Origin of the sequence: Altererythrobacter sp. B11, from assembly GCF_003569745.1 — a bacterium.
Classification (GTDB): Bacteria; Pseudomonadota; Alphaproteobacteria; order Sphingomonadales; family Sphingomonadaceae; genus Croceibacterium_C.
Map to the genome: position 1 here is coordinate 1,702,635 of NZ_AP018498.1, position 21,195 is coordinate 1,723,829.

General features: G+C 66.4%; 20 protein-coding genes. 8 read left to right on the top strand and 12 right to left on the bottom strand.

The window, feature by feature from the left end; genetic code table 11:
• Nucleotides 1–15: 15 nt before the first annotated feature.
• From AEB_RS08235 to AEB_RS08270, 8 genes are all read left to right on the top strand, one after another.
• Nucleotides 16–666 (top strand): adenylate kinase, encoded by a 651-nt coding sequence (locus AEB_RS08235; RefSeq protein WP_119082759.1) that lies wholly within the window; start codon nucleotides 16–18, stop codon nucleotides 664–666.
• A 374-nt stretch (nucleotides 667–1,040) separates the two neighbouring features.
• Nucleotides 1,041–1,409: a 30S ribosomal protein S13 gene (gene rpsM / locus AEB_RS08240; RefSeq protein ID WP_119082760.1), complete on the top strand. Its 369-nt coding sequence runs from the start codon at nucleotides 1,041–1,043 to the stop codon at nucleotides 1,407–1,409.
• Between the two features lie 55 nt (nucleotides 1,410–1,464).
• On the top strand, nucleotides 1,465–1,854 hold the full coding sequence (rpsK, locus tag AEB_RS08245) for a 30S ribosomal protein S11 (protein WP_119082761.1): 390 nt from the start codon (nucleotides 1,465–1,467) through the stop codon (nucleotides 1,852–1,854).
• Nucleotides 1,855–1,958: 104 nt separating this feature from the next.
• Nucleotides 1,959–3,014 (top strand): DNA-directed RNA polymerase subunit alpha, encoded by a 1,056-nt coding sequence (locus AEB_RS08250; protein WP_119082762.1) that lies wholly within the window; start codon nucleotides 1,959–1,961, stop codon nucleotides 3,012–3,014.
• Between the two features lie 116 nt (nucleotides 3,015–3,130).
• Nucleotides 3,131–3,550 (top strand): 50S ribosomal protein L17, encoded by a 420-nt coding sequence (gene rplQ, locus AEB_RS08255; protein WP_119082763.1) that lies wholly within the window; start codon nucleotides 3,131–3,133, stop codon nucleotides 3,548–3,550.
• Between the two features lie 86 nt (nucleotides 3,551–3,636).
• The gene (locus AEB_RS08260; protein WP_119082764.1) at nucleotides 3,637–5,781 is read left to right on the top strand and encodes a prolyl oligopeptidase family serine peptidase; all 2,145 of its coding nucleotides are present in this window, start codon (nucleotides 3,637–3,639) and stop codon (nucleotides 5,779–5,781) included.
• Between the two features lie 124 nt (nucleotides 5,782–5,905).
• Nucleotides 5,906–6,466 (top strand): hypothetical protein, encoded by a 561-nt coding sequence (locus AEB_RS08265; protein WP_119082765.1) that lies wholly within the window; start codon nucleotides 5,906–5,908, stop codon nucleotides 6,464–6,466.
• A gap of 102 nt (nucleotides 6,467–6,568) precedes the next feature.
• Nucleotides 6,569–7,306, top strand: a complete 738-nt coding sequence (locus tag AEB_RS08270) for a hypothetical protein (RefSeq protein WP_145985279.1) — start codon at nucleotides 6,569–6,571, stop codon at nucleotides 7,304–7,306.
• A gap of 1 nt (nucleotide 7,307) precedes the next feature.
• Here the strand turns inward: AEB_RS08270 and AEB_RS08275 are convergent, their stop codons facing one another.
• From AEB_RS08275 to AEB_RS08330, 12 genes are all read right to left on the bottom strand, one after another.
• Nucleotides 7,308–7,931 carry a trimeric intracellular cation channel family protein gene (locus AEB_RS08275; RefSeq protein WP_119082767.1) on the bottom strand — a complete coding sequence of 208 codons (624 nt, stop codon included), beginning with the start codon at nucleotides 7,929–7,931 and terminating at the stop codon, nucleotides 7,308–7,310.
• Between the two features lie 44 nt (nucleotides 7,932–7,975).
• Nucleotides 7,976–8,401: a VOC family protein gene (locus tag AEB_RS08280; RefSeq protein WP_119082768.1), complete on the bottom strand. Its 426-nt coding sequence runs from the start codon at nucleotides 8,399–8,401 to the stop codon at nucleotides 7,976–7,978.
• Entirely contained in the window at nucleotides 8,398–9,213 is an 816-nt protein-coding gene (locus AEB_RS08285) for a hypothetical protein (protein ID WP_119082769.1), read from the bottom strand. The genes AEB_RS08280 and AEB_RS08285 overlap by 4 nt, the downstream gene beginning before the upstream one ends.
• A gap of 13 nt (nucleotides 9,214–9,226) precedes the next feature.
• Complete coding sequence (lpdA, locus tag AEB_RS08290) at nucleotides 9,227–10,633, bottom strand: dihydrolipoyl dehydrogenase (RefSeq protein ID WP_119082770.1); 1,407 nt, start codon at nucleotides 10,631–10,633, stop codon at nucleotides 9,227–9,229.
• A gap of 114 nt (nucleotides 10,634–10,747) precedes the next feature.
• Nucleotides 10,748–12,001, bottom strand: coding sequence for a 2-oxoglutarate dehydrogenase complex dihydrolipoyllysine-residue succinyltransferase (odhB, locus tag AEB_RS08295; RefSeq protein ID WP_119082771.1), 1,254 nt, complete (start codon nucleotides 11,999–12,001; stop codon nucleotides 10,748–10,750).
• 11 nt (nucleotides 12,002–12,012) lie between these two features.
• Entirely contained in the window at nucleotides 12,013–14,856 is a 2,844-nt protein-coding gene (locus AEB_RS08300; protein WP_119082772.1) for a 2-oxoglutarate dehydrogenase E1 component, read from the bottom strand.
• 46 nt (nucleotides 14,857–14,902) lie between these two features.
• Nucleotides 14,903–15,793 (bottom strand): succinate--CoA ligase subunit alpha, encoded by an 891-nt coding sequence (gene sucD / locus AEB_RS08305; RefSeq protein ID WP_119082773.1) that lies wholly within the window; start codon nucleotides 15,791–15,793, stop codon nucleotides 14,903–14,905.
• The gene (locus AEB_RS08310; protein WP_119082774.1) at nucleotides 15,790–16,263 is read right to left on the bottom strand and encodes a hypothetical protein; all 474 of its coding nucleotides are present in this window, start codon (nucleotides 16,261–16,263) and stop codon (nucleotides 15,790–15,792) included. Before AEB_RS08310 ends, sucD begins: the two co-directional genes overlap by 4 nt.
• A 10-nt stretch (nucleotides 16,264–16,273) precedes the next feature.
• The gene (mdh, locus tag AEB_RS08315) at nucleotides 16,274–17,236 is read right to left on the bottom strand and encodes a malate dehydrogenase (protein WP_119082775.1); all 963 of its coding nucleotides are present in this window, start codon (nucleotides 17,234–17,236) and stop codon (nucleotides 16,274–16,276) included.
• Nucleotides 17,237–17,476: 240 nt separating this feature from the next.
• On the bottom strand, nucleotides 17,477–19,417 hold the full coding sequence (locus AEB_RS08320) for a putative bifunctional diguanylate cyclase/phosphodiesterase (RefSeq protein ID WP_231958959.1): 1,941 nt from the start codon (nucleotides 19,415–19,417) through the stop codon (nucleotides 17,477–17,479).
• A 105-nt stretch (nucleotides 19,418–19,522) separates the two neighbouring features.
• Nucleotides 19,523–19,879 carry a hypothetical protein gene (locus AEB_RS18400; RefSeq protein WP_231958960.1) on the bottom strand — a complete coding sequence of 119 codons (357 nt, stop codon included), beginning with the start codon at nucleotides 19,877–19,879 and terminating at the stop codon, nucleotides 19,523–19,525.
• 134 nt (nucleotides 19,880–20,013) lie between these two features.
• Complete coding sequence (locus tag AEB_RS08330; protein WP_231958961.1) at nucleotides 20,014–21,135, bottom strand: cell wall hydrolase; 1,122 nt, start codon at nucleotides 21,133–21,135, stop codon at nucleotides 20,014–20,016.
• Between the last annotated feature and the right edge of the window lie 60 nt (nucleotides 21,136–21,195).

Consider the following 21,195-nt stretch of genomic DNA (forward strand, 5'->3'; position numbering starts at 1 on the left):
GGGTAGGGGCACGCGATGAATATCATCCTTCTGGGCCCTCCGGGCGCGGGCAAGGGCACGCAGGCGACCAGGCTGGTGGAGCATCACGGAATGCGCCAGCTGTCGACCGGCGACATGCTGCGCGCGGCGGTGAAGGCGCAAACGCCGGTAGGCCTCAAGGCGAAGGCGATCATGGATCGGGGCGAGCTGGTCTCCGACGAGGTCGTCTCCGCGCTGATCGATGCGGAACTGACCGCGATGGGCGATCACGTGGGCGCCATCTTCGACGGCTATCCGCGCACCGCCCCCCAGGCTGGCCAGCTGGATGAGATCCTTGCCGGGCACGGCCGCAAGCTGGATCATGTGATCGAGCTGGAAGTGGACGAGGATGCGCTGGTTGATCGCATCACCGGCCGCTTCACCTGCGCCAATTGCGGCGAGGGCTATCATGATCGCTACAAGCTGCCCGCGGTGGAGGGTGTGTGCGATCGCTGCGGCAGCACCGAGTTCAAGCGCCGGCCCGACGACAATGAGGAAACCGTGCGCACGCGCATGGCCGAATACCGCGCCAAGACGGCGCCGATCCTGCCGATCTACGAAGCGCGCGGCATCGTATCGCGCGTCGATGGCATGGCGCCCATTGGCGAGGTGACGGCGGCGATCGAGGGAATCCTGGCAAAGCGATGAGCGGCGCGGCCGATGGGCGGAGTGCGAGTTGACCGCGCTCCCGTCGCGCGCGTTCGTCTTTGTCCTACAGGGAATTTACCAGCTTTTGACGCGGCGCCGCAGTTGCGCTATATAATGTGCAGGATCGCATCGCCGCTCATAAGCGGGCAACGGGTTTACTCGTTTGCCTGCTTTCGCGTGTTGACGTGGCGCACGAATCGTCTTAAGCGCGCAGTTCATTCGTTCAATCGGGTATCAGTCCGGCAGGCGGCAGCCTTGGATGCGCGCCGTCCGGCCTATTGCCGTTTTATCGCGGCATTCCCATCTGGGCGGATCGAAGTCGCGATGAGATAGGGCGCCGCCGCGCGTGGCCCCTGTGGAGCATGGAGAACTAAGTGGCTCGTATTGCCGGGGTAAACATCCCCACCAACAAGCGCGTGATTATCGCGCTCACCTATATTCACGGAATTGGTCCCGCCACCGCCAAGCAGATTGCGGACAAGCTGGGCATCGATCACTCCCGCCGCGTGCAGGATCTGAGCGACGCCGAAGTGCTGCAGATTCGCGAAGCCATCGATGCGGACCTGACCGTGGAAGGCGATCTTCGTCGTGAAACCGCGATGAACATCAAGCGCCTGATGGACCTGGCCTGCTATCGCGGCCTGCGTCACCGCAAGGGCCTGCCGGTCCGCGGTCAGCGCACTCACACCAATGCGCGGACCCGCAAGGGCAAGGCGAAACCGATCGCGGGCAAGAAGAAGTAAGCTGCCGGCCAGGCATTAGCTTCTTCTTCGACAGATTCAGGACAGGATACGAACCATGGCACGCGAACCCCAGCGCCTTCGTAGGCGGGAACGCAAGAACATCTCGAGCGGCGTCGCGCATGTGAACGCCAGCTTCAACAACACCATGATCACCATCACCGACGCGCAGGGCAATGCGATCAGCTGGTCCAGCGCGGGCATGATGGGCTTCAAGGGCAGCCGTAAGTCCACCCCCTATGCTGCGCAGGTGGCGGCGGACGATGCCGGCAAGAAGGCCGCCGAACACGGCGTCCGCACGCTTGAAGTGGAAATCAAGGGCCCGGGTTCGGGCCGCGAGAGCGCGCTGCGCGCGCTGCAGGCGGTGGGCTTCACCATCACCTCCATCCGCGACGTGACCCCGATCCCGCACAATGGCGTGAGGCCGTCCAAGCGGCGTCGCGTCTGATCGAACCTGCCGTGGCCTTCGGGCCACCCAGCAATTCGCATCGGCCGCGGCGCTTCAGCGCTTTGCGGCCGATGTCGCCAGAAACTGACCTTTAGGGGAAGCCCATGTCCGTCAATATGAAGAACTGGCAGGAACTGAAGAAGCCCACCGCGCTGGACGTCAAGGCAGGCGGCGACAAGAGCCGCAAGGCCACTTTCGTCGCCGAACCGCTCGAGCGTGGCTTTGGCCTTACTCTCGGCAACGCGCTGCGTCGCGTGCTCCTGTCCAGCCTTCAGGGTGCGGCCGTCACCTCGATCAAGATCGAGAACGTGCTGCATGAATTCTCCAGCCTCGCCGGTGTGCGCGAGGATGTGACCGATATCGTCCTGAACGTGAAGCAGATCGCGCTGAAGATGGAAGGCGAAGGCCCCAAGCGGCTGCAGCTTTCCGCCACCGGCCCGGCCGAAGTGAAGGCAGGCGATATCGCGGTGACGGGCGATATCGAGGTGATGAACAAGAGCCTCGTGATCTGCCACCTGGACGAAGGCGCGACGCTCAACATGGAGCTGATCGTGGACACGGGTAAGGGCTATGTGCCCGCGGTGCAGAACCGCCCGGTGGACGCGCCGATCGGCCTCATCCCCGTGGACTCGCTTTACTCGCCGGTCCGCCAGGTCAGCTATAAGGTCGAGAACGCCCGCGTTGGCCAGGAACTGGACTATGACAAGCTGTCCATCACGGTGGAAACCGATGGCACGGTGACGCCGGAAGACGCGGTGGCCTATGCCGCCCGCATCCTGCAGGACCAGCTGACCCTGTTCGTCCACTTCGAGGATGGCATTCCGCAGCCGACCAGCGCCATGATCGGCGTTGCTGCTCAGCCGGAAGAGAGCGACGCCAACCAGCTCAACCGCTACCTGCTCAAGAAGGTGGACGAGCTGGAGCTGTCGGTCCGTTCGGCCAACTGCCTCAAGAACGACAACATCATCTATATCGGCGATCTGGTCCAGAAGACCGAGGCCGAGATGCTGCGCACCCCGAACTTCGGCCGCAAGTCCCTGAACGAGATCAAGGAAGTGCTGTCCAGCATGGGCCTGCGCCTCGGCATGGATATTCCTGGCTGGCCGCCGGAGAATATCGAGGAAATGGCCAAGAAGCTCGAACAGGAGCTGCTGGGCTAAGCGATTGCGTCGCCCGGCTTCGGCCGGGCTGACGAACCAGGGTGGAAGGCGGCGACCCAGACTGCCGCCGGGATCGGGCTACCTCATACGGGCCCCCTACGAACGGAGTAACAGAAATGCGTCATGGTCTTTCCGGCCGCAAGCTGCAGCGCAAGTCCGGCCACCGCGCCGCCCTGCTGCGCAACCTAGCCGCCGCGCTGATCAAGCACGAGCAGATCACCACCACCACGCCCAAGGCGAAGGAACTGCGCCCCTATGTCGAAAAGCTGATCACGCTGGCCAAGCGTGGCGGCCTTTCCAACCGTCGCCTGGCGCACAGCCGGCTGATGGACGACGCGCAGGAGAAGAAGCTGTTCGAAGCGCTGGCCGAGCGTTACGCTGGCCGCGAGGGCGGTTATACGCGCATCATCAAGGCCGGCTACCGCGCTTCTGACGCTGCCCCCATGGCGGTGATCGAGCTGGTCGACCGCGATGTGGAAGCCAAGGGCCAGGACAGCGGCCCGGTGATGAACGCGGACGAATACGAAGAGGCCTGAGCCTCCCGGTTTTCCGGTCTCCGGCAATTGAAAAGGCGGTTGCGATCGTTACAGTCGCAACCGCCTTTTTCTTGTGCGGAGTTCCCATGCGCCTGACCCTTGCCGCTGCGCTCGCAGCCACTATCGCCACACCCATGCACATTCAGGCCCAGGACATGAACGCACCCGCCTATCCCGAAACCCGCCGCGGTGACGTGGTGGAAACGCAGTTCGGCGAAGCCATCGCCGATCCCTATCGCTGGCTGGAAGAGGATGTTCGCAACAGCCCCGAAGTTGCGGACTGGGTGAAGCGCGAGAACGCCGTGACCGACGCCTATCTGGCGAAGCTGCCCGCGCGCGCGTGGTTCCGCGAGCGGATCGGTGAGCTGTTCGATTTCGAGCGCTTCTCCACCCCGGTGAAGAAGGGCGCGCGCTATTTCTACACGCGCAATTCCGGGCTGCAGAACCAGAGCCCGCTCTATGTTCGCGACGGACTGACCGGTGCGGAGCGGCTGCTGCTCGATCCCAACGGATGGGCTGCGGACGGAGCGACCGCGCTTTCCGGATGGACCCCGTCGCCCGATGGCAGCAAGCTGCTCTACAGCGTGCAGGATGGCGGCAGCGACTGGCGCATCCTGCGCGTGCTGGACGTCACCACCGGGGAGCCGCTGGCGGATGAGATCCGCTGGGCCAAGTTCACCGGCCTTGCCTGGGTGGGGGAGGAGGGCTTCCTCTATTCGCGCTTCCCGGAGCCGGAGGAAGGGCAGGACTTCCAGGCGCTGAATTACAACCAGGCCGTGTATTTCCATCGCATCGGCACGCCGCAGAGCGCGGACGAGCTCGTCTATGCGACGCCGGATCATGCCGATTACATGCATGGGGCGGGCGTCACCAGCGACGGCCGCTGGGCGATCATCACCAGCTCGATCGGCACCGATGCGCGCTATGAAGTGCATGTGATCGATCTCGCAGCGCGCGGCGAGCGCGGGTGGGCGGCGCGGCCGCTCATCACCGGCTTCGACAATGCCTGGAGCGTGGTAGACGGGATCGGTGGCCGGCTGTTCGTCGTCACCAATCAGGATGCGCCGCGCTATCGCGTGCTTTCGACCGATCTCGATGCGGCCGAGCCCGAGTGGAAGGTGATCGTGCCCGAGAAGGAGCAGCCGATCGACGGCGCCTCCATCGTCGGAAACGAGCTGATCGTCAGCTATCTCAAGGATGCGAGCTCGCTCGCGCGCGTGTTCGACCTGTCCGGGCAGGAGAAGGCGCCGATCGAGCTCGGCGGCATCGGCAGCGTTGGCGGCTTCACCGGCGAGCCCGGCGATCCGGAAACCTTCTACAGCTTCTCCAGCTTCAATCGCCCGCCGACGATCTATCGCCTCGACACGGCGAGCGGAGAGCGGACGGTGTTTGCGGAGCCGCAGCTGGCCTTCAATCCCGATGATTTCGTGGTCGAGCAGCGCTTCTACCAGTCGAAGGATGGCACGCGGGTGCCGATGTTCCTGATGCGGCGCAAGGATGTGGCGGCCAGCGGCAAGCCCGTGCCCACGCTGCTCTATGCCTATGGCGGATTCGACATTTCGCTGACGCCCAGCTTCTCTGCCGGGCGCATGGCCTGGGTGCAGGCGGGCGGCGCCTTCGCGCTCGCCAACATTCGCGGCGGCGGCGAATATGGCAAGGCGTGGCACGATGCCGGCCGCCTCGCCAACAAGCAGAACGTGTTCGACGATTTCGTCGCCGCCGGCGAGTATCTCAAGAAGGAGGGGATTACCCCGCAGGATGGGCTGGCGATCCAGGGCGGCTCCAACGGCGGGCTGCTGATCGGTGCCGTGTCCAATCAGCGGCCCGACCTGTTCGCTGCCGGCAATGCCGCCGTGGGCGTGATGGACATGCTGCGCTTCGATCGCTGGACCGCCGGCCGCTATTGGGTGGACGATTACGGCTATCCTTCGAAGGAGGCCGATTTCAAAGTGCTGCGCGCCTATTCGCCCTACCACAACATCAAGCAGGGGACGCCGTACCCCGCGCTGCTGGTGACCACCGCCGACACGGATGACCGGGTGGTGCCGGGCCACAGCTTCAAATACACCGCCGCGCTGCAGGCCGCCGATCTCGGCCCCAAGCCGCAGCTGATCCGCATCGAAACCCGCGCCGGCCACGGATCGGGCAAGCCGACCGACAAGGCGATCGAGGAAGCGGCGGATATCGAGGCCTTCCTGGCCTATTGGACCGGCCTCACGCCGAAGGACTGAATGTTCATAAATGTCGCTGTTTTGCTGAATATCGGCTGACATCCCAGTTCAGCCTCCCGGTATGCCGCGCCGCCTATTTTCCTTCTGCCGGGCACGATTTGCCCGCCCGGCGAAGGAGGTAGCGATGAACAGGATTTCCAGAGGGCTGATCGGCACAGTGGCGGCGGGGGCGGTGGCCATCACCTCTGCCAGCCCGGCATTCGCCCGCGAGCGGCGCTATGACCATGACGACGGCATCGACGCGGGCGACGTGATCGCGGGCGCGCTGATTATCGGCGGCATTGCCGCGGTGGCGGCGGCAGCCAGCAACAATCGCGACCGGCGCGATTATCGGGATTACCGCGATGGCCGCGGCTATCGCGACAGCCCGCGCAGCGCGGTGGAGCAGTGCGTCTATGCGGCGGAGCGGACCGCCAGCCGCTATTCCTATGGCGGACGCGCGAAAGTGACCGACATCCGTGACATCGACCGCCGGCGCGATGGCTATCGCGTGAAAGGCCGCATCGCGGTGAACACCCACGGCCGCGACTGGCGCGTGGGAGACAACCGCTATGGCCGGGGCTGGAACAATGATTATCGCGGATGGAACGATCGCTATCGCGGCTATGATGCCGGCAGTTTCACCTGCCGCGTCGAATATGGCAGGGTGGTCGATATCGATTACAGCGGTATCCGCGGATTATGACCCGGCGCGGGCCGGAGAAGGCAAGGCAGGGCGGGGCCGGTTCAGCGGCCGGCAACCCTCCAATGCCTATTCTCCGGCCCCTTCATGCTAGGATTTTGGCGAATGGCTTTGAAAGATAGCCGCCTGTGCGCCGCCAGTGCCGTGGCCGCCGCCATCTCGCTGGTGGCAACGCCGGCGGCAGCGGTGGATCTGCGCCATGGCTTCGCGCACGCCGCGGTTCGGCCTTACGATCCCGATGCCGGCAATGTGGCGCACCGTGGCTATCGCCGCCATCACGATGGCGGCGGGATCGATGGCGGCGATATCGTGGCGGGCATACTGGCCATCGGCGGAATCGCGCTGCTGGCAAGCGCGGCGAGCAACGACCGGGATCGCCGCGCGGAGCCGCCGCCGCCGCCACCTCGCATGCGCTATCCGCAGGGCGAAGCCTATCCCGCGCCCGGCGCCTATCGCAGCGTGGGGGGCGGCACCGGTGCGATGGACCGGGCAGTGAGCGCCTGCCTCGGCGAGATGGACCGGCGCGGCGAGGCGGTGGATGCCGTGGAAAACGCCTCGCGCACGCCGGAAGGCTGGAACGTGGCCGGCACGCTGCGGAACGGCAGCGATTTCTCCTGCTGGCTGGACGATCAGGGGAGGATCGCCGACGTCTCGCTGGGCGAACCCACCGATCACGGCGGCTATGCACCCGCCGCTCCCGCGCGCGGCGAAGACAACCAGTGGAGCGACGATTACTACAACCGGGCGCGCGCCAATCTGCGCTATTCCACGCCCGATGTCGGCGGCCCGGCGGATGGAAATGTGGATGGCGACCTTGCCCCGGAAGGCGGCAGCGCTTGGTAGCCTAGCGTTCGCGCGAATAGGCGGGCAGTTCGATGGTCCAGATCATCGCCGCGCCGCGCAGGGCGAAGCCCGCCAGCGCGGCGACGCCCCACACTGGGGCCAGCGGTAGCCCCGCGGCGGTTCCCGCCACGCAGACCATGGCCGACAGCGCGGCGGCGGTGACATAGATTTCCGGCCGCATCAGGATGGAGGGCACGCCCGCGACCACGTCGCGGATCACCCCGCCCGCGCAGCCGGTAATCACGCCCAGCACCGCCGCGGGCAGCGGAGCCACGCCGAAGGCCAGCGCCTTGGCCGTGCCCAGCACTGCGAACACCGCCAGGCCGGCTGCATCGGCCCATTCCAGCAACTGGCCTTCCCACCAGCGGCGCGGTGTGAACCAGGCGACCAGCGCGGCGGAAAAGATCACCAGCGCCACCCAGCCATCGCGCAGCCAGAAGGCCGGCACCCCGACCAGCAGATCCCGGATGCTGCCGCCGCCCACGCCGGTGATCAGCGCGAAGAAGGCCATGGTGACGAAGGTCTGCCGCAGCCGCGCCGCTACCAGCGCGCCGCTCAGCGCGAATACGGCGGTGCCGCCAAGGTCGAGCAGCGGGGGCAGGGCGGGGGCGGCGGCAGGAAACATGATCCGCGCGCCATAATCTCAAGCGCGGCGGCTTTCCACCGCGATCAGTCTGTGGCGAACAACTGCCCCAGATCGGCGAAGGCCTTCATCTCGATCGCATTGCCGCTGGGATCGCGGAAGAACATGGTCGCCTGTTCGCCCGGCTGCCCGGCAAAGCGGACATGCGGCTCAATCGCGAAATCCAAGCCCGCCGCGCGCAGCCGGTCCGCCAGTGCCTGCCAATCCTCCATGGTGAGGACGATGCCGAAATGGGGCACCGGCACGTCATGCCCGTCCACCGGATTGGATGCGGCATCGCCCGCGCCCTCCGCCAGATGGGCCACGATCTGGTGGCCGTAGAAATCGAAATCGATCCATTCGGCGCTGCTGCGCCCTTCGGGGCAACCCATCACTTCGCCCCAGAAGGCGCGTGCCTCTGCCAGGTCGCGCACCGGAAAGGCGAGGTGGAAGGGGCGGAGGCTGCTGGTCATCGCGAGGAACCCTTGGCGGCGAGGATGCGGATGGCGAGGCCATAGCCGAGTATGGCGGAGGCGCCATAGCCGATCAGGGGCGCGGGATAGGGCCCGATCAGCGAGGCGAGGGCAAAGCCCGCCACGCAGCCGGAAAAGGCCAGCGCCGGCCCGCTCTGGCGGAAGCTGGCGAGGGGCTGGAGAATGGCGGCGAGCAGTGCCGCGCCCAGCAGGGCGGCCATGGCCGGCTCGCGCCGCCAGGCATCGCCCAGCACCTGTTCAACGAAGCGCACCGGCGCCAGCCAGCCGGCCTGCTGCCATGTGGCAGCGAGACCCGCCGCCGCCACCAGTCCGGCAATGATCGCCGGCGGCTTCCGGTCGCGCAGCAGCACGGCCGCGGCGGCGCCGAACAGCGCCAGCGCGGAGGCAAGATCGGGCTGCAGCAGGGCAACCAGAGCTGCGAAGGCGGTGGCTGCGGGCCAGGCGAAGCCGGACTGGCGCTGCGCCGCCGCCAGCAGCGCGGGAAGCGCGAGCATGCCGGCGTGGAGCGTGACGGGGCCAAGGGCGATCCAGCGCCGCACCGGCTCCGTCGCCGGCTCCATCAGCAGCGGCAGGGCAAACAGGGCAGCGAACAGCAGGATCGCCATCGGCCATCCGCCGGGCACGGCGCGGCGAAGGCGGACAGCGGCGAACACCGCCGCCAGCAGCAGCGCGCCGCCGTTGACGAGGAGATAGGATCCCGGTGCGCCGCCCATCGCCATGAAGGCGATGCCGGCCGCCACCGCGGCGGCGCATCCGGCAAGGGGCAGCAGGGCTCGGCCGGATGCGGACACGCTTGTCAGGCGATCAGATGTGGATCGGCTTGCCCTGCACGGCCATCGCCGCTTCCTTCAGCGCTTCGGCATGGGTGGGATGCGCGTGGCAAGTGTAGGCGATATCCTCGCTGGTGGCGCCGAATTCCATCGCCTGCGCAGCCTGGGCGATCATCGTGCCCGCTACGCTGGCGATCATCCATACGCCCAGAACGCGATCGGTGTTGGCATCGGCGATCACCTTCACGAAGCCGTCCGGCTCGTGATTGGTCTTCGCGCGGCTGTTCGCCAGCATGGGGAACTTGCCGGCCTTGATCGCATAGCCCTTTTCCTTGGCGGCTTCCTCGGTCAGGCCGACGCCGGCGATTTCGGGCATGGTATAGACGACGCTGGGGATCACATTGTGGTTCACGATGCCCGTCTGCCCGGCGATGTTCTCCGCCACGGCGATGCCTTCGTCTTCCGCCTTGTGCGCCAGCATGGGGCCGGGGATCACGTCGCCGATGGCCCACACGCCGTCCACGGCGGTGCGGAAATCCTCGCCCGTTTCGATCTGGCCGCGCTGGTTGGTTTCCAGCCCGATATTTTCCAGCCCCAGCCCTTCGGTGTTGGGGCGCCGGCCGATGGAGACCAGCACGCAATCGGCCTCCAGCGTCTCCGCATCGCCGCCCGCGGCCGGCTCCAGCGTCAGGGTGGCCTTCTTGCCCTTCACGCTGACGCCGGTCACCTTCGTGCCCAGCTTCAGCTCCATGCCCTGCTTCTTGAAGATCTTGGCCGCTTCCTTGCGGACATCGCCGTCCATGCCGGGCAGCAGCTGATCGAGATATTCCACCACGATGACTTCGGCGCCCAGCCGGCGCCACACGCTGCCGAGCTCCAGCCCGATCACGCCGCCGCCGATCACCACCATCTTCTTCGGCACGGCGGGCAATTCCAGCGCGCCGGTGGAATCGACCACCACGCCCTTGGCATTGTCCACTTCCACGCCCGGAAGCGGGGTGACCGAAGAGCCGGTGGCGATGACCACGTTCTTCGCCGTCACCGTTTCGCCGCCCACCTTCACGGTGTGCGCATCCACGAAGCTGGCGCGATCCTTGAGCCAGGTGACCTTGTTCTTCTTGAACAGGAACTCCACCCCGCCGGTGAGCTGCTTCACCGCATCGCGGCGCTGGCCGTGCATCGTATCCAGATCGAGCTCGGGGCTGACCTTGATGCCCAGCTTGGCCATCATGCCGCCCGCCGCCGCCTCGAAATATTCGGATGCGTGGAGCATGGCCTTGGAAGGAATGCAGCCGACATTGAGGCAGGTGCCGCCCAGCGTCTCGCGACTTTCGGCGCAGGCCGTCTTCAGCCCCAGCTGCGCGGCGCGGATCGCGGCGACATAGCCGCCGGGCCCGGCGCCGATGATGAGGACGTCATAGTCGTAGGTCTGGTCAGCCATAGTTCTCTTCCGTCGCGCCCGTGCTTCGACAGGTTCAGCACGGGCGGGCTTGCATTATCGAAGCCAGGACCCGCTCATCCTGAGCCTGTCGAAGGATGTGGCACACACTTCCACTTACAGATCGATCAGCATCCGCATCGGATCCTCGATCGCTTCCTTGATGATCTTCAGCGCCGTCACCGCCTCGCGCCCGTCGATGATGCGATGGTCATAGCTGAGCGCGAGATACATCATCGGGCGCACCACCACCTGGCCATCGCGGACCACCGGGCGATCCTCGATCCGGTGCAGGCCCAGCACGGCGCTCTGCGGCGGATTGATGATCGGCGTGGACATCAGCGATCCGAACACGCCGCCGTTGGAAATGGTGAAGGTGCCACCGGCCATGTCGGCCATGGTCAGCGTGCCGTCCTTGGCCTTCTGGCCGAAGCCGGCGATCGCCTGCTCCACTTCGGCGAAGCTCATCTGGTCCACGCTGCGGACCACCGGCACCACCAGCCCGTTGGGGGCGCTGACGGCGACCGAGAGATCGAGGTAATCGTGATAGACGATCTCGTCGCCCTCGATCTTGGCGTTCACCGCCGGCACGTCCTTCAGTGCCAGGCAGGCGGCCTTGGCGAAGAAGCTCATGAAGCCCAGCTTGATGCCGTGCTTCTTGGCGAACACGTCCTTATAGTGTTCGCGCGCTTCGATCACCGCGCTCATGTCGCAATCGTTGAAGGTGGTCAGCAGCGCCGCTTCTTCCTGCGCGCCCTTCAGCCGCTTGGCGATGGTCTGGCGCAGGCGCGTCATCTTCACGCGCTCTTCGCGGCGCTCGCCTTTGGCGGACGGGGCGGGAGCGGGCGAGGGGGCCGGGGCGCTGGCGGCGGGCGCGGGGCTCGCCTGCTTGGCCTTGGCGGCGACCAGCACGTCTTCCTTCGTCAGGCGGCCGTCCTTGCCGGTGCCCTTGATCGTGGTCGGATCGACCCCGTGTTCCAGCACCGCGCGGCGCACCGCGGGGGAGAGGGTGGAGGCGGCATCCTCGGTCGCGGCCTCAGGTTCCGCGGGGGCTGGGGTGGGAGCCGGGGCCGGAGCAGGGGAGGGCGCGGGCGTTTCGCGCACTCGCGTGCCTTCGGGGCCGGCGCTCGGCTGGCCGTCCTCGATGGAGGCGATCACCGCGCCCACTTCCACCGTATCGCCCACCTGCACCCGGTATTCACCCATGGTGCCGGCGATCGGCGCGGGGACTTCCACCGCCACCTTGTCGGTTTCGAGGCTGGCGATCGGCTCGTCCAGCGCCACGGGGTCGCCCGGCTTCTTCAGCCATTCACCGATCGTCGCTTCGGTAACCGATTCCCCGAGGACGGGGACTTTTACTTCACTGGCCATGTCTCGTTCCTTCAGGCCTTGCCCTGCTTGTTCCTGCTGTTGCGCTGTGCCGCGCCGCCATCGGCGAGGCCCAGCGCGATATCCACCAGCGCCTGCTGCTGCACCGCATGCCGGCTGGCGAGCCCGGTGGCGGGCGAGGCCGCCACTTCGCGTCCGGCATAGAACGGCCGCATGCCCTGGTGCCCGGCGGCGATCAGCGCATCTTCTATCTTGCTTTCGACGAAGAACCACGCGCCGTTGTTCTTCGGCTCTTCCTGGCACCAGATCACCTGTTCCAGGTTCTTCATGCGCTTGAGGCGCACGGCCAGCGGTTCGCCGGGGAAGGGATAGAGCTGTTCGATGCGGACGATGGAGGTGTCCTCCAGCTTTTCCGCGTCGCGCTTCTCGATCAGATCATAGGCGACCTTGCCCGAACACAGCACCAGCCGGCGGACCTTCTCGTCCGCGATGTCGCTGGTGTCGGACATGATGCGCTTGAAATGGCTGTCGCCCAGGAACTCGCCCGCTTCGGACTTCGCCATTGGATGGCGCAGCAGGCTCTTGGGCGTCATGATGATCAGCGGCTTGCGGAACGGCCGCAGCATCTGCCTGCGCAGCAGGTGGAAGTAATTGGCCGGAACGGTGATGTTGCACACCTGGATGTTGTCGTTCGCGCACAGCTGCAGGAAGCGTTCGAGCCGGGCGGAGCTGTGCTCCGGCCCCTGGCCTTCATAGCCATGCGGCAGCATCAGCACGAGGCCGTTGGCCCGCAGCCACTTCACCTCGCCCGCGGCGATGTACTGGTCGATGATGATCTGCGCGCCATTGGCGAAGTCGCCGAACTGCGCTTCCCAGCATACCAGTGTCTTCGGATCGGCCGAGGCGAAGCCATATTCGAAGCCCAGCACGCCATATTCGGACAGCGGGCTGTCATAGACCTCGAACTTGCCATGCGGCAGGGTGGTGAGCGGGATATATTTGCGCTCGCTGGCCTGGTCGAGCCAGATGGCATGGCGCTGGCTGAAGGTGCCGCGGCCCGAATCCTGGCCTGACAGGCGCACGCCGAACCCTTCGGTGACGAGGCTGCCGAAGGCCAGCGCCTCCGCCGTCGCCCAGTCGAAGCCGCTGCCGCTTTCGAACATCTTGGCCTTGGCCTCGATCACGCGGCGCAGCGTCTTGTGGATTTCCAGATCCACCGGGACATTGGTCAGCGTGCGGCCCAGGCTTTCGAACAGCTTGCTTTCGATCGCCGTATCCACGTTGCGACGCGCGGTTTCGGGATCGGCAGGCTTGTGCAGGCCGCTCCACCGCCCGCCGAACCAGTCCGCTTCATTGGGCTTGTAGCTCTTGGCGGCTTCGAATTCCTCCTCGAGCACGCTCACGAAGCGGTCCGCCTGCTCGCCGGCCCATTTGCCGTCGATCACGCCTTCGTCGGTCAGGCGCCGGGCATAGATTTCGCTCACCCGCGGATGCTGGCGGATCTTTGCGTACATCAGCGGCTGGGTGAAGCTCGGCTCGTCGCCCTCATTGTGGCCGAAGCGGCGATAGCACCACATGTCGATCACGATATCGCGCTTGAACTGCATGCGATATTCGATCGCCAGCTTGCAGGCGAAGGTCACGGCTTCGGGATCGTCGCCATTCACATGCAGGATCGGCGCCTGCACGCCCTTGGCCACGTCCGACGGGTAGGGGGACGATCTGGCGAACTGCGGGCTCGTGGTAAAACCGATCTGGTTATTGATCACGAAGTGGATGCAGCCGCCGGTGTTGTATCCGCGCACGCCGGAGAAGCCGAAGCATTCCCATACGATGCCTTGGCCGGCGAATGCGGCATCGCCGTGGATCAGCACCGGCAGCACCTTCTCGTGCCGTTCCAGATCCTCGTGCACGGCCTGCTGCGCGCGCACCTTGCCCAGAACCACCGGGTCCACCGTTTCCAGATGGCTGGGGTTGGGGACCAGACTCATATGCACCTTGATCCCGTCGAACTCGCGGTCGGTGCTGGTGCCGAGGTGATATTTCACATCGCCCGATCCGCCCACGTCATCGGGATTGGCGCTGCCGCCCGAAAATTCGTGGAAGATCACGCGATAGGGCTTGGCCATCACGTTGGCGAGCACGTTCAGCCGGCCGCGATGGGCCATGCCATACACGATCTCGCGCACGCCCAGCGCGCCGCCATATTTGATCACCGCTTCCAGCGCGGGGATCATGCTTTCGCCGCCGTCCAGGCCGAAGCGCTTGGTGCCGACATATTTCTTGCCGAGGAACTTCTCGTATTCCTCGCCACGGATCACGGCCGAAAGGATCGCCTTCTTGCCGTTCTCGGTAAACTCGATCTCCTTGTCGGCGCCTTCCATGCGGTCCTGCAGGAAGCGGCGCTCCTCGATGTCGGAGATGTGCATGTATTCGAGGCCGACCTTGCCGCAGTAATTCGCGCGCAGGATCTCCACGATTTCGCGCACCGTGGTCCATTCGAGGCCAAGGTTTCCGCCGATATACACCGGCCGGTCCAGCGCATCGCCGGAGAAGCCGTGATATTCGGGCGTCAGGTCAGCCGGCAGTTCCGAATGGTGCAGCCCCAGCGGATCGAGATCGGCCGCCAGATGGCCGCGCACGCGATAGGTGCGGATCAGCATCATGGCGCGCACGGCGTCGTCCGCCGCCCGCTCCACCGCGCCTTCGTCCATCGCCTTGCCGGATTTGGCGGCGGCCTTTTCCACCGCGATCTTCATCGCGGTGGGGTCCATCGCCTCCGCCAGATCGCTGCCGGCGCCGGTCAGCGGCCAGCGGCGGTTCTGCCAGCTCGGCCCGGGCTGCGGGCCGTCCTGCGCCGGCAGCTCGGGGAGGAAATTCTGCGCTTCGTTACCCATCATGCGGCTCCGTGAGCCCCCGCAACGCGTGCGGAGGCGGGACTGTTCAGGCCAGTTCCTTCAGCAGCGCGTCGAGCGTGGTGCCGAGTTCGCTGGGGGAGGGGGACACGCGGATGCCGGCTGCTTCCATCGCGGCGATCTTGTCTTCCGCGCCGCCCTGGCCGCCGGATACGATCGCCCCGGCATGGCCCATGCGACGTCCCGGAGGGGCGGTGCGGCCGGCGATGAAGCCGACCATCGGCTTGCTGCGGCCCTTCTTCGCCTGGTCCTTGATGAATTCGGCCGCTTCCTCTTCCGCCGATCCGCCGATTTCGCCGATCATGATGATCGACTTGGTTTCGGGATCGTCCAGGAACAGGTCCAGCACGTCGATGAAATTGGTGCCGTTCACCGGATCGCCACCGATGCCCACGGCCGTGGTCTGGCCCAACCCCACGGCGGTGGTCTGGTGCACGGCTTCATAGGTCAGCGTGCCGGAACGGCTGACGACGCCCACCGAACCCTTGGAGAAGATGGAGCCGGGCATGATGCCGATCTTGCATTCGCCGGGGGTCAGCACGCCGGGGCAGTTGGGGCCGATCAGCCGGCTTTTGCTGCCGGACAGTGCGCGCTTCACCTTCACCATGTCCAGCACGGGCACGCCTTCGGTGATCGCCACGATCAGCTCGATCTCGGCATCGATCGCTTCCAGGATGGAATCCGCGGCGAAGGGCGGCGGCACATAGATGCAGGATGCAGTTGCGCCGGTCGCCGCCTTGGCTTCGGCCACCGTGTCATAGACGGGCAGGCCGATATGCTCGCTGCCGCCTTTGCCCGGCGTCACGCCCGCAACCATCTTCGTGCCATAGGCCAGCGCCTGTTCGGTGTGGAAGGTGCCGGTGGCACCGGTCATCCCCTGGGTGATGACCTTGGTGTCTTTGTTGACGAGGATGCTCATTCGTTGTCCAGTTCCTTGAATTGCCGAGAAATCGAGCGCCAAGCACCCTGCGATTCCGGCTTCAGTTCGTCGCCGGGGAAGTAGATCTCACCATCCCCTTCGTCGCCACTCACGTCGTAAAATCCAACGCCGTATTTCACAGCCAGAGCGCGCACTAACGGATATACATTTTCTGCTTCCGACCAACTGAACGCCGCGTAAATCACGTGATGACCTATGCTGTAATCGCCGAGCCGATCTTCAACGCCCGGCTCTAGCATTTCCTCATCGGTAACCGCATTCGGGCCGTTCATATTGGGATAGGTTAGCCGCATTGCCTCATACCAGGCGGCAAGAGCAGGTGTAGTGTTAGCCGGGTCGCTGTAGTTGTGACCCTCAGACCACTCAGCTTGCTGATGATACCATTCCAGAAACGCCGCGCGCTCATGCGGCGCGGCGACTGGATCAAATACCATCAGATCGTAGCTCACCGGTCTGTCCTCACGCCAGCGAGCTATCCAGCCCCTTGCAGGCCAGCAGCAATTCCTCGACGGCATCGACCGACACCTTGAGGTTGCTCGCTTCCTCGTCGGACAGCTCGATCTCGACCACATCCTCAATGCCGTCGGCGCCGATCACGGCGGGCACGCCGACATAGAGGCCGTCCACGGAATATTTGCCTTCGACATAGGCGGCGCAGGGCAGGATGCGCTTCTGGTCGCCCAGATAGGCTTCGGCCATCGCAATGGCGCTGGTGGCCGGCGCGTAATAGGCGGAGCCGGTCTTGAGCAGGCCGACGATCTCGCCGCCGCCGCTGCGCGTGCGCTGGACGATCTCGTCCAGCTTGCCGGCATCGACGCCCTTGATCTTGGCCATGTCGTTCACCGGAATGCCGTTGATCGTGGAGTAGCTGAGCACCGGCACCATGGTGTCGCCGTGGCCGCCGAGCACGAAGGCGTTCACGTCCTTGACGCTGACGCCGAATTCCCAGGCGAGGAAGGTTGCGAAGCGCGCGCTGTCGAGCACGCCCGCCATGCCCACCACCTTGTTGTGCGGCAGGCCGGAGAATTCGCGCAGCGCCCACACCATCGCATCCAGCGGGTTGGTGATGCAGATCACGAAGGCGTCGGGGCAATTGTCGCGGATGCCTTCACCCACGGCCTTCATCACCTTGAGGTTGATGCCGAGCAGATCGTCGCGGCTCATGCCGGGCTTGCGCGGCACGCCGGCGGTGACGATCACCACATCGGCGCCGGCGATATCGGCATAATCATTGGTGCCGGTGATGCGGGCATCGAAGCCTTCCACCGGGCCGCACTGGCTGAGATCGAGCGCCTTGCCCTGCGGAATGCCTTCGGCAATGTCGAACAGGACGATGTCGCCCAGTTCCTTCTTGGCTGCGAGATGGGCAAGGGTGCCACCGATCATACCGGCGCCGACGAGCGCGATCTTTTTGCGGGCCATGGGCTTTGTCGATTCCTCCAAGCTGCGCGGGCGCTGGAAAGCGACGGAAAAAACAGGCAGCTCCCCGCGTCCCGCGAAGGGAGGGCCCGGACTGTTGGCGTGGACCTAGGCGCGGCCCACGCCCATTGCAACCGCGAAAAAGCCCTCGGCTGCAACTATCTTTGATATCAGTTCGCAATATCAAAAAAGCCGGAAAAGCAGGTGGTTCCATGCCCGGTGGCGTGCCGCCGGGGCGGCGCGTCAGGGTGCTGCGCGGCGCAGGTCGGGGCTCTCCTCGCGCTCCTGCGCCAGCAACATCGCCGCCAGGTAATCCGGCACGGCCCGGCTGAAATAGTATCCCTGGCCCAGCGTGCAACCGGCGTTGCGCACGGCATGGACCTGATCGATCGTCTCCAGCCCCTCGGCCACGATTTCCATGTCCAGCGTGTTGCCCATTTCGGCCACGGCGCGGATGATCGCGTCGCTCTTGCGCCCGACATTGGGGCCGGACACGAAGCTGCGGTCCACCTTGATCGTGCAGAAGGGGAACTTGTTGATATAGCCCAGCGAGGAATAGCCGGTGCCGAAATCGTCCAGCGCGAAGCGCACGCCGACGGCGGAAAGCTCCTCGATAAAGCGCGCGGTGTGCTGGTTGTCGTCGAGGAACAGGCTTTCCGTCACCTCCAGCTCCAGCCGCCGGGGATCGAGGCCGGCCTCGCGCAGCGCGGTCAATATGCCCAGCGCCGCCCCGGGCGCGCGCAGCTGCACGGGGGAGAGGTTGACGGCGATCGTCACGTCCTCGGGCCACTGGGCGCAGGCGCGCGCCGCCTGGGCGGTGATCCAGTTGCCCAGCGTGATGATCACGCCGGTTTCCTCGGCCACCGGGATAAATTCGTCGGGCCGCAGCTCGCCCTTCTCGGGGTGGAACCAGCGCACCAGCGCTTCGAAGCTGCGGATGCGGCCGGTGTCGAGATCGACGATCGGCTGGAAGAAGATCGACAGCTCGTCGCGCGCGATGGCGGCGCGCAGCTCGGCCTCGATTTCCTTCTTGCGCACGAAGGCGCGGGTCATGGAGGTGTCGAAGAAGCACACCTGGTTCCGCCCGCCGACCTTGGCGTGATACAGCGCCAGATCGGCGCCCTGCATCAGCGTGTCGATGTCCGGCGCGTCATCGGGCAGCAGCGCCACGCCCATCGAGGTGGAGATGTCGATCCGCCGCCCGTCCAGCCGCAGCGACTGCGCGATTTCATCGGCGATGGCGCCGGCCAGCCGCTCGCTCTCGCGCCGGTCGGCCACATCGGCCACCACGATGAACTCGTCGCCGCCGAAGCGCGAAAGCACCGAGCCCTGCGGCACCTGGGCGCGCAGCCGCTTGGCCACTTCGGCCAGCACCCGGTCACCCACCGGATGGCCGAGCGTGTCGTTCACTTCCTTGAACTTGTCGAGATCGAGCCAGAACATCGCCAGCTTGCGGTTTTCCGGCAGCCCCATCAGCAGCTCGACGAGGTCGTGGTTGAGCCCTGCGCGATTGAGCAGGCCGGTGACCACGTCGGTGCGGGCCAGCCGGCGCATGTTTTCCGCCATCCGCCCGCTCGCTTCGGCCGCAGCGATCTGTTCCTTCAGCGTGCGATAGGAGCTGAGCGTGATCGCCACCATGCCCCACAGGGCGAGCAGCAGGCAGGCCGCCAGCGTGGGCAGCACGATGCCGCCCGCTGCCGCGGCCACCAGCACCACGGGCATGACCGACAGCAGCATCTGCCCGATGGCGATGCGCGGCCGACCGGCGCAGCAGGCGGACATGCCCACGCCGAAGATCAGCGTACTCGCCACCGCCAGCACCTGCACCTCTGCGGGGGGCGCCATATACAGGACCACCGCCGCCAGTACGCCGGACAGCAGCGCATAGGCAAAGGCCCCGGCCGCATAAGCCAGTTCCAGCCGACGCGCATCGCCGCGCGCGCCGGAGCGCGCCAGCCAGCTCGCGGCGCCGATGCGGCACAGCCCCACGATCAGCAGAAGCCCGGCGAGGAGCGAGGTGAGCGGCGTGCGCATGATTGCGGCGACGGAGACGGCCGCCGCGCAGCCGGCGAGAGCGCCCACGCTCAGCGTGTTCGGCTGGGTGTAGAGCGTCTGGACCAGGCGCAGGCGCACGTGATCGTCTCGATCGCCACCGCGAATCAGCGCGCTCAGGATTTCGCTCAACCGTTCGATCGTCTTGCTCCCCGGCGAACGGACTAGCGTACCAACGTCAATGTGCGGTTAATGCGTCGGCAACTGCGCTCCACGGCCCTCTGCGGTCGCGCGGCGTCAGCCGGCGGAGCCGATGCGCGCGTCGAGATCCCCCGCCATCCGCCGGTCCAGCGCGCGGCAGATCTCGCGCCACCACTGATACTCCTCCTGCCGCCCGGCGGCGAAGGCGGCCACGGCCTGCGTATGCGCGCTGCGCGCGGCGGCGAGGCCGTGGCGGGCGAAGTGGTGCAGCGCCGCATGCAGCATCACGTCGCGCGGCATCGCGCCCGCCTGCGGCTTGCCCTCACGGGCGCGGCGCAGGGAGCGCGCGCCGGCCGCGTTGTCATTGGCAGGCACGCCGCAGGCGGCACGCGCATTGCGGGGGGACATGCGGGTCCGGCAGGCAGAGGGCGGGGCGGCAAAGCGGATCGTCATCGGTGGTTCTGTCGGCTCCAGGAAAGCGTATGCCGTTCCAATAGACCGGTGCAGCTAAGCAAGCGTTCCGACACATGGTTGTCCGAATACTAATCCCCGTCCCCGTGTGCCACGGAGCGCAGCAAAAGCCCGCTTCAGGGATGCGCAATCCAGCGCCCGCTCCGGCTATATTCCTGTTTGATTTCACCGCTTTGCTGCGCCACGCCCAGCAGCGACTGGGGCGCCCTGGCCGCGGGCTCGGGGGCGACGGGCGCGGCCGCCTGCGGCATCGGAACGGGGAGCGCGGTGGCGGCGAACTGCCGTTCATACGCTCGCGCCAGCGCCAGCGGGTCCGCCACTGCCGCTGTGTCGGACACCAGCGTCGCCGCGGTGCGCGGGGCGGGGCCAGGCACCGGCTCGCGCCCGCGATAGGCTTCGGTGAAGGCGCCGGCCATGCCCGCCGCGCCGCGCCAGCGATAGAAGCGATGCGCGCCGATGGCGCCCACGCTCTGCAGGCTATCCGCCCAATAGGGATGCACCGCCAGCGTGTGATAATGCGTCGCCAGCCCCACGGGGCGATAGACCGCGCCCGCCAGCGCCGCGCGCGCCACGCGGGAAGCGCGATCCCACCACAATTGGGCGGGCGCCCGAGCCAGAGACCCGTCGCAGGTGAAGGTGAACTGGCAGCCGGTGCTCCGTTCGGAGCCCTGGAACACCACGCCGCACACCGTATCGGGATAGCTGGGGTGCGCCACGCGGTTCAGCACCACCTGCGCCACGGCCCGCTGCCCGGCATCGGATTCGGTCGCGGCCTCGTAATAGATCGCCATGGTCAGGCAGCGTTGCGCCCGCAGCCGGTCGGTAGCGGTGCCTGCCGCCGTCAACGCCCGGGCAGCGGGGCCCGTCGGCAGCAAGCCGGGGATGCCCGGCGGCGCGGCATAATCCGCCTGAGCCGGCGCTGCTTCGCGCGCGGCCGCGGCGGAGGGCACATAGGGCGCATCGGCAAGATAATAGAAGGCGGAACCCGGGAAGCTTTCCCCCGGCACTTCGAACCCCAGCGGCTTTACCGGCGCAGGGGCCTCGACCGGTGCGGGCAGGTGCCATTCGCCCGGCGCGGCAACGGCAGGCACGGCGAAAGCGGCGGCCAGCACCGCCAATCGCCGCCCGGCGTGGCGTGGCCCCCGGCGCGCACCGATCCCCCGCGCACCCGCGCGGCGCGAGAACTTCGCGTGGAAGTCCCGCGGCCTCGGCTCCGGGCTCGGCCAGCTGTCAGGCAATTTCGCACCCTTCGAATCGCAGCACTGCGCAACGGCCTCAGCCTGCGCGCATGATGCCGC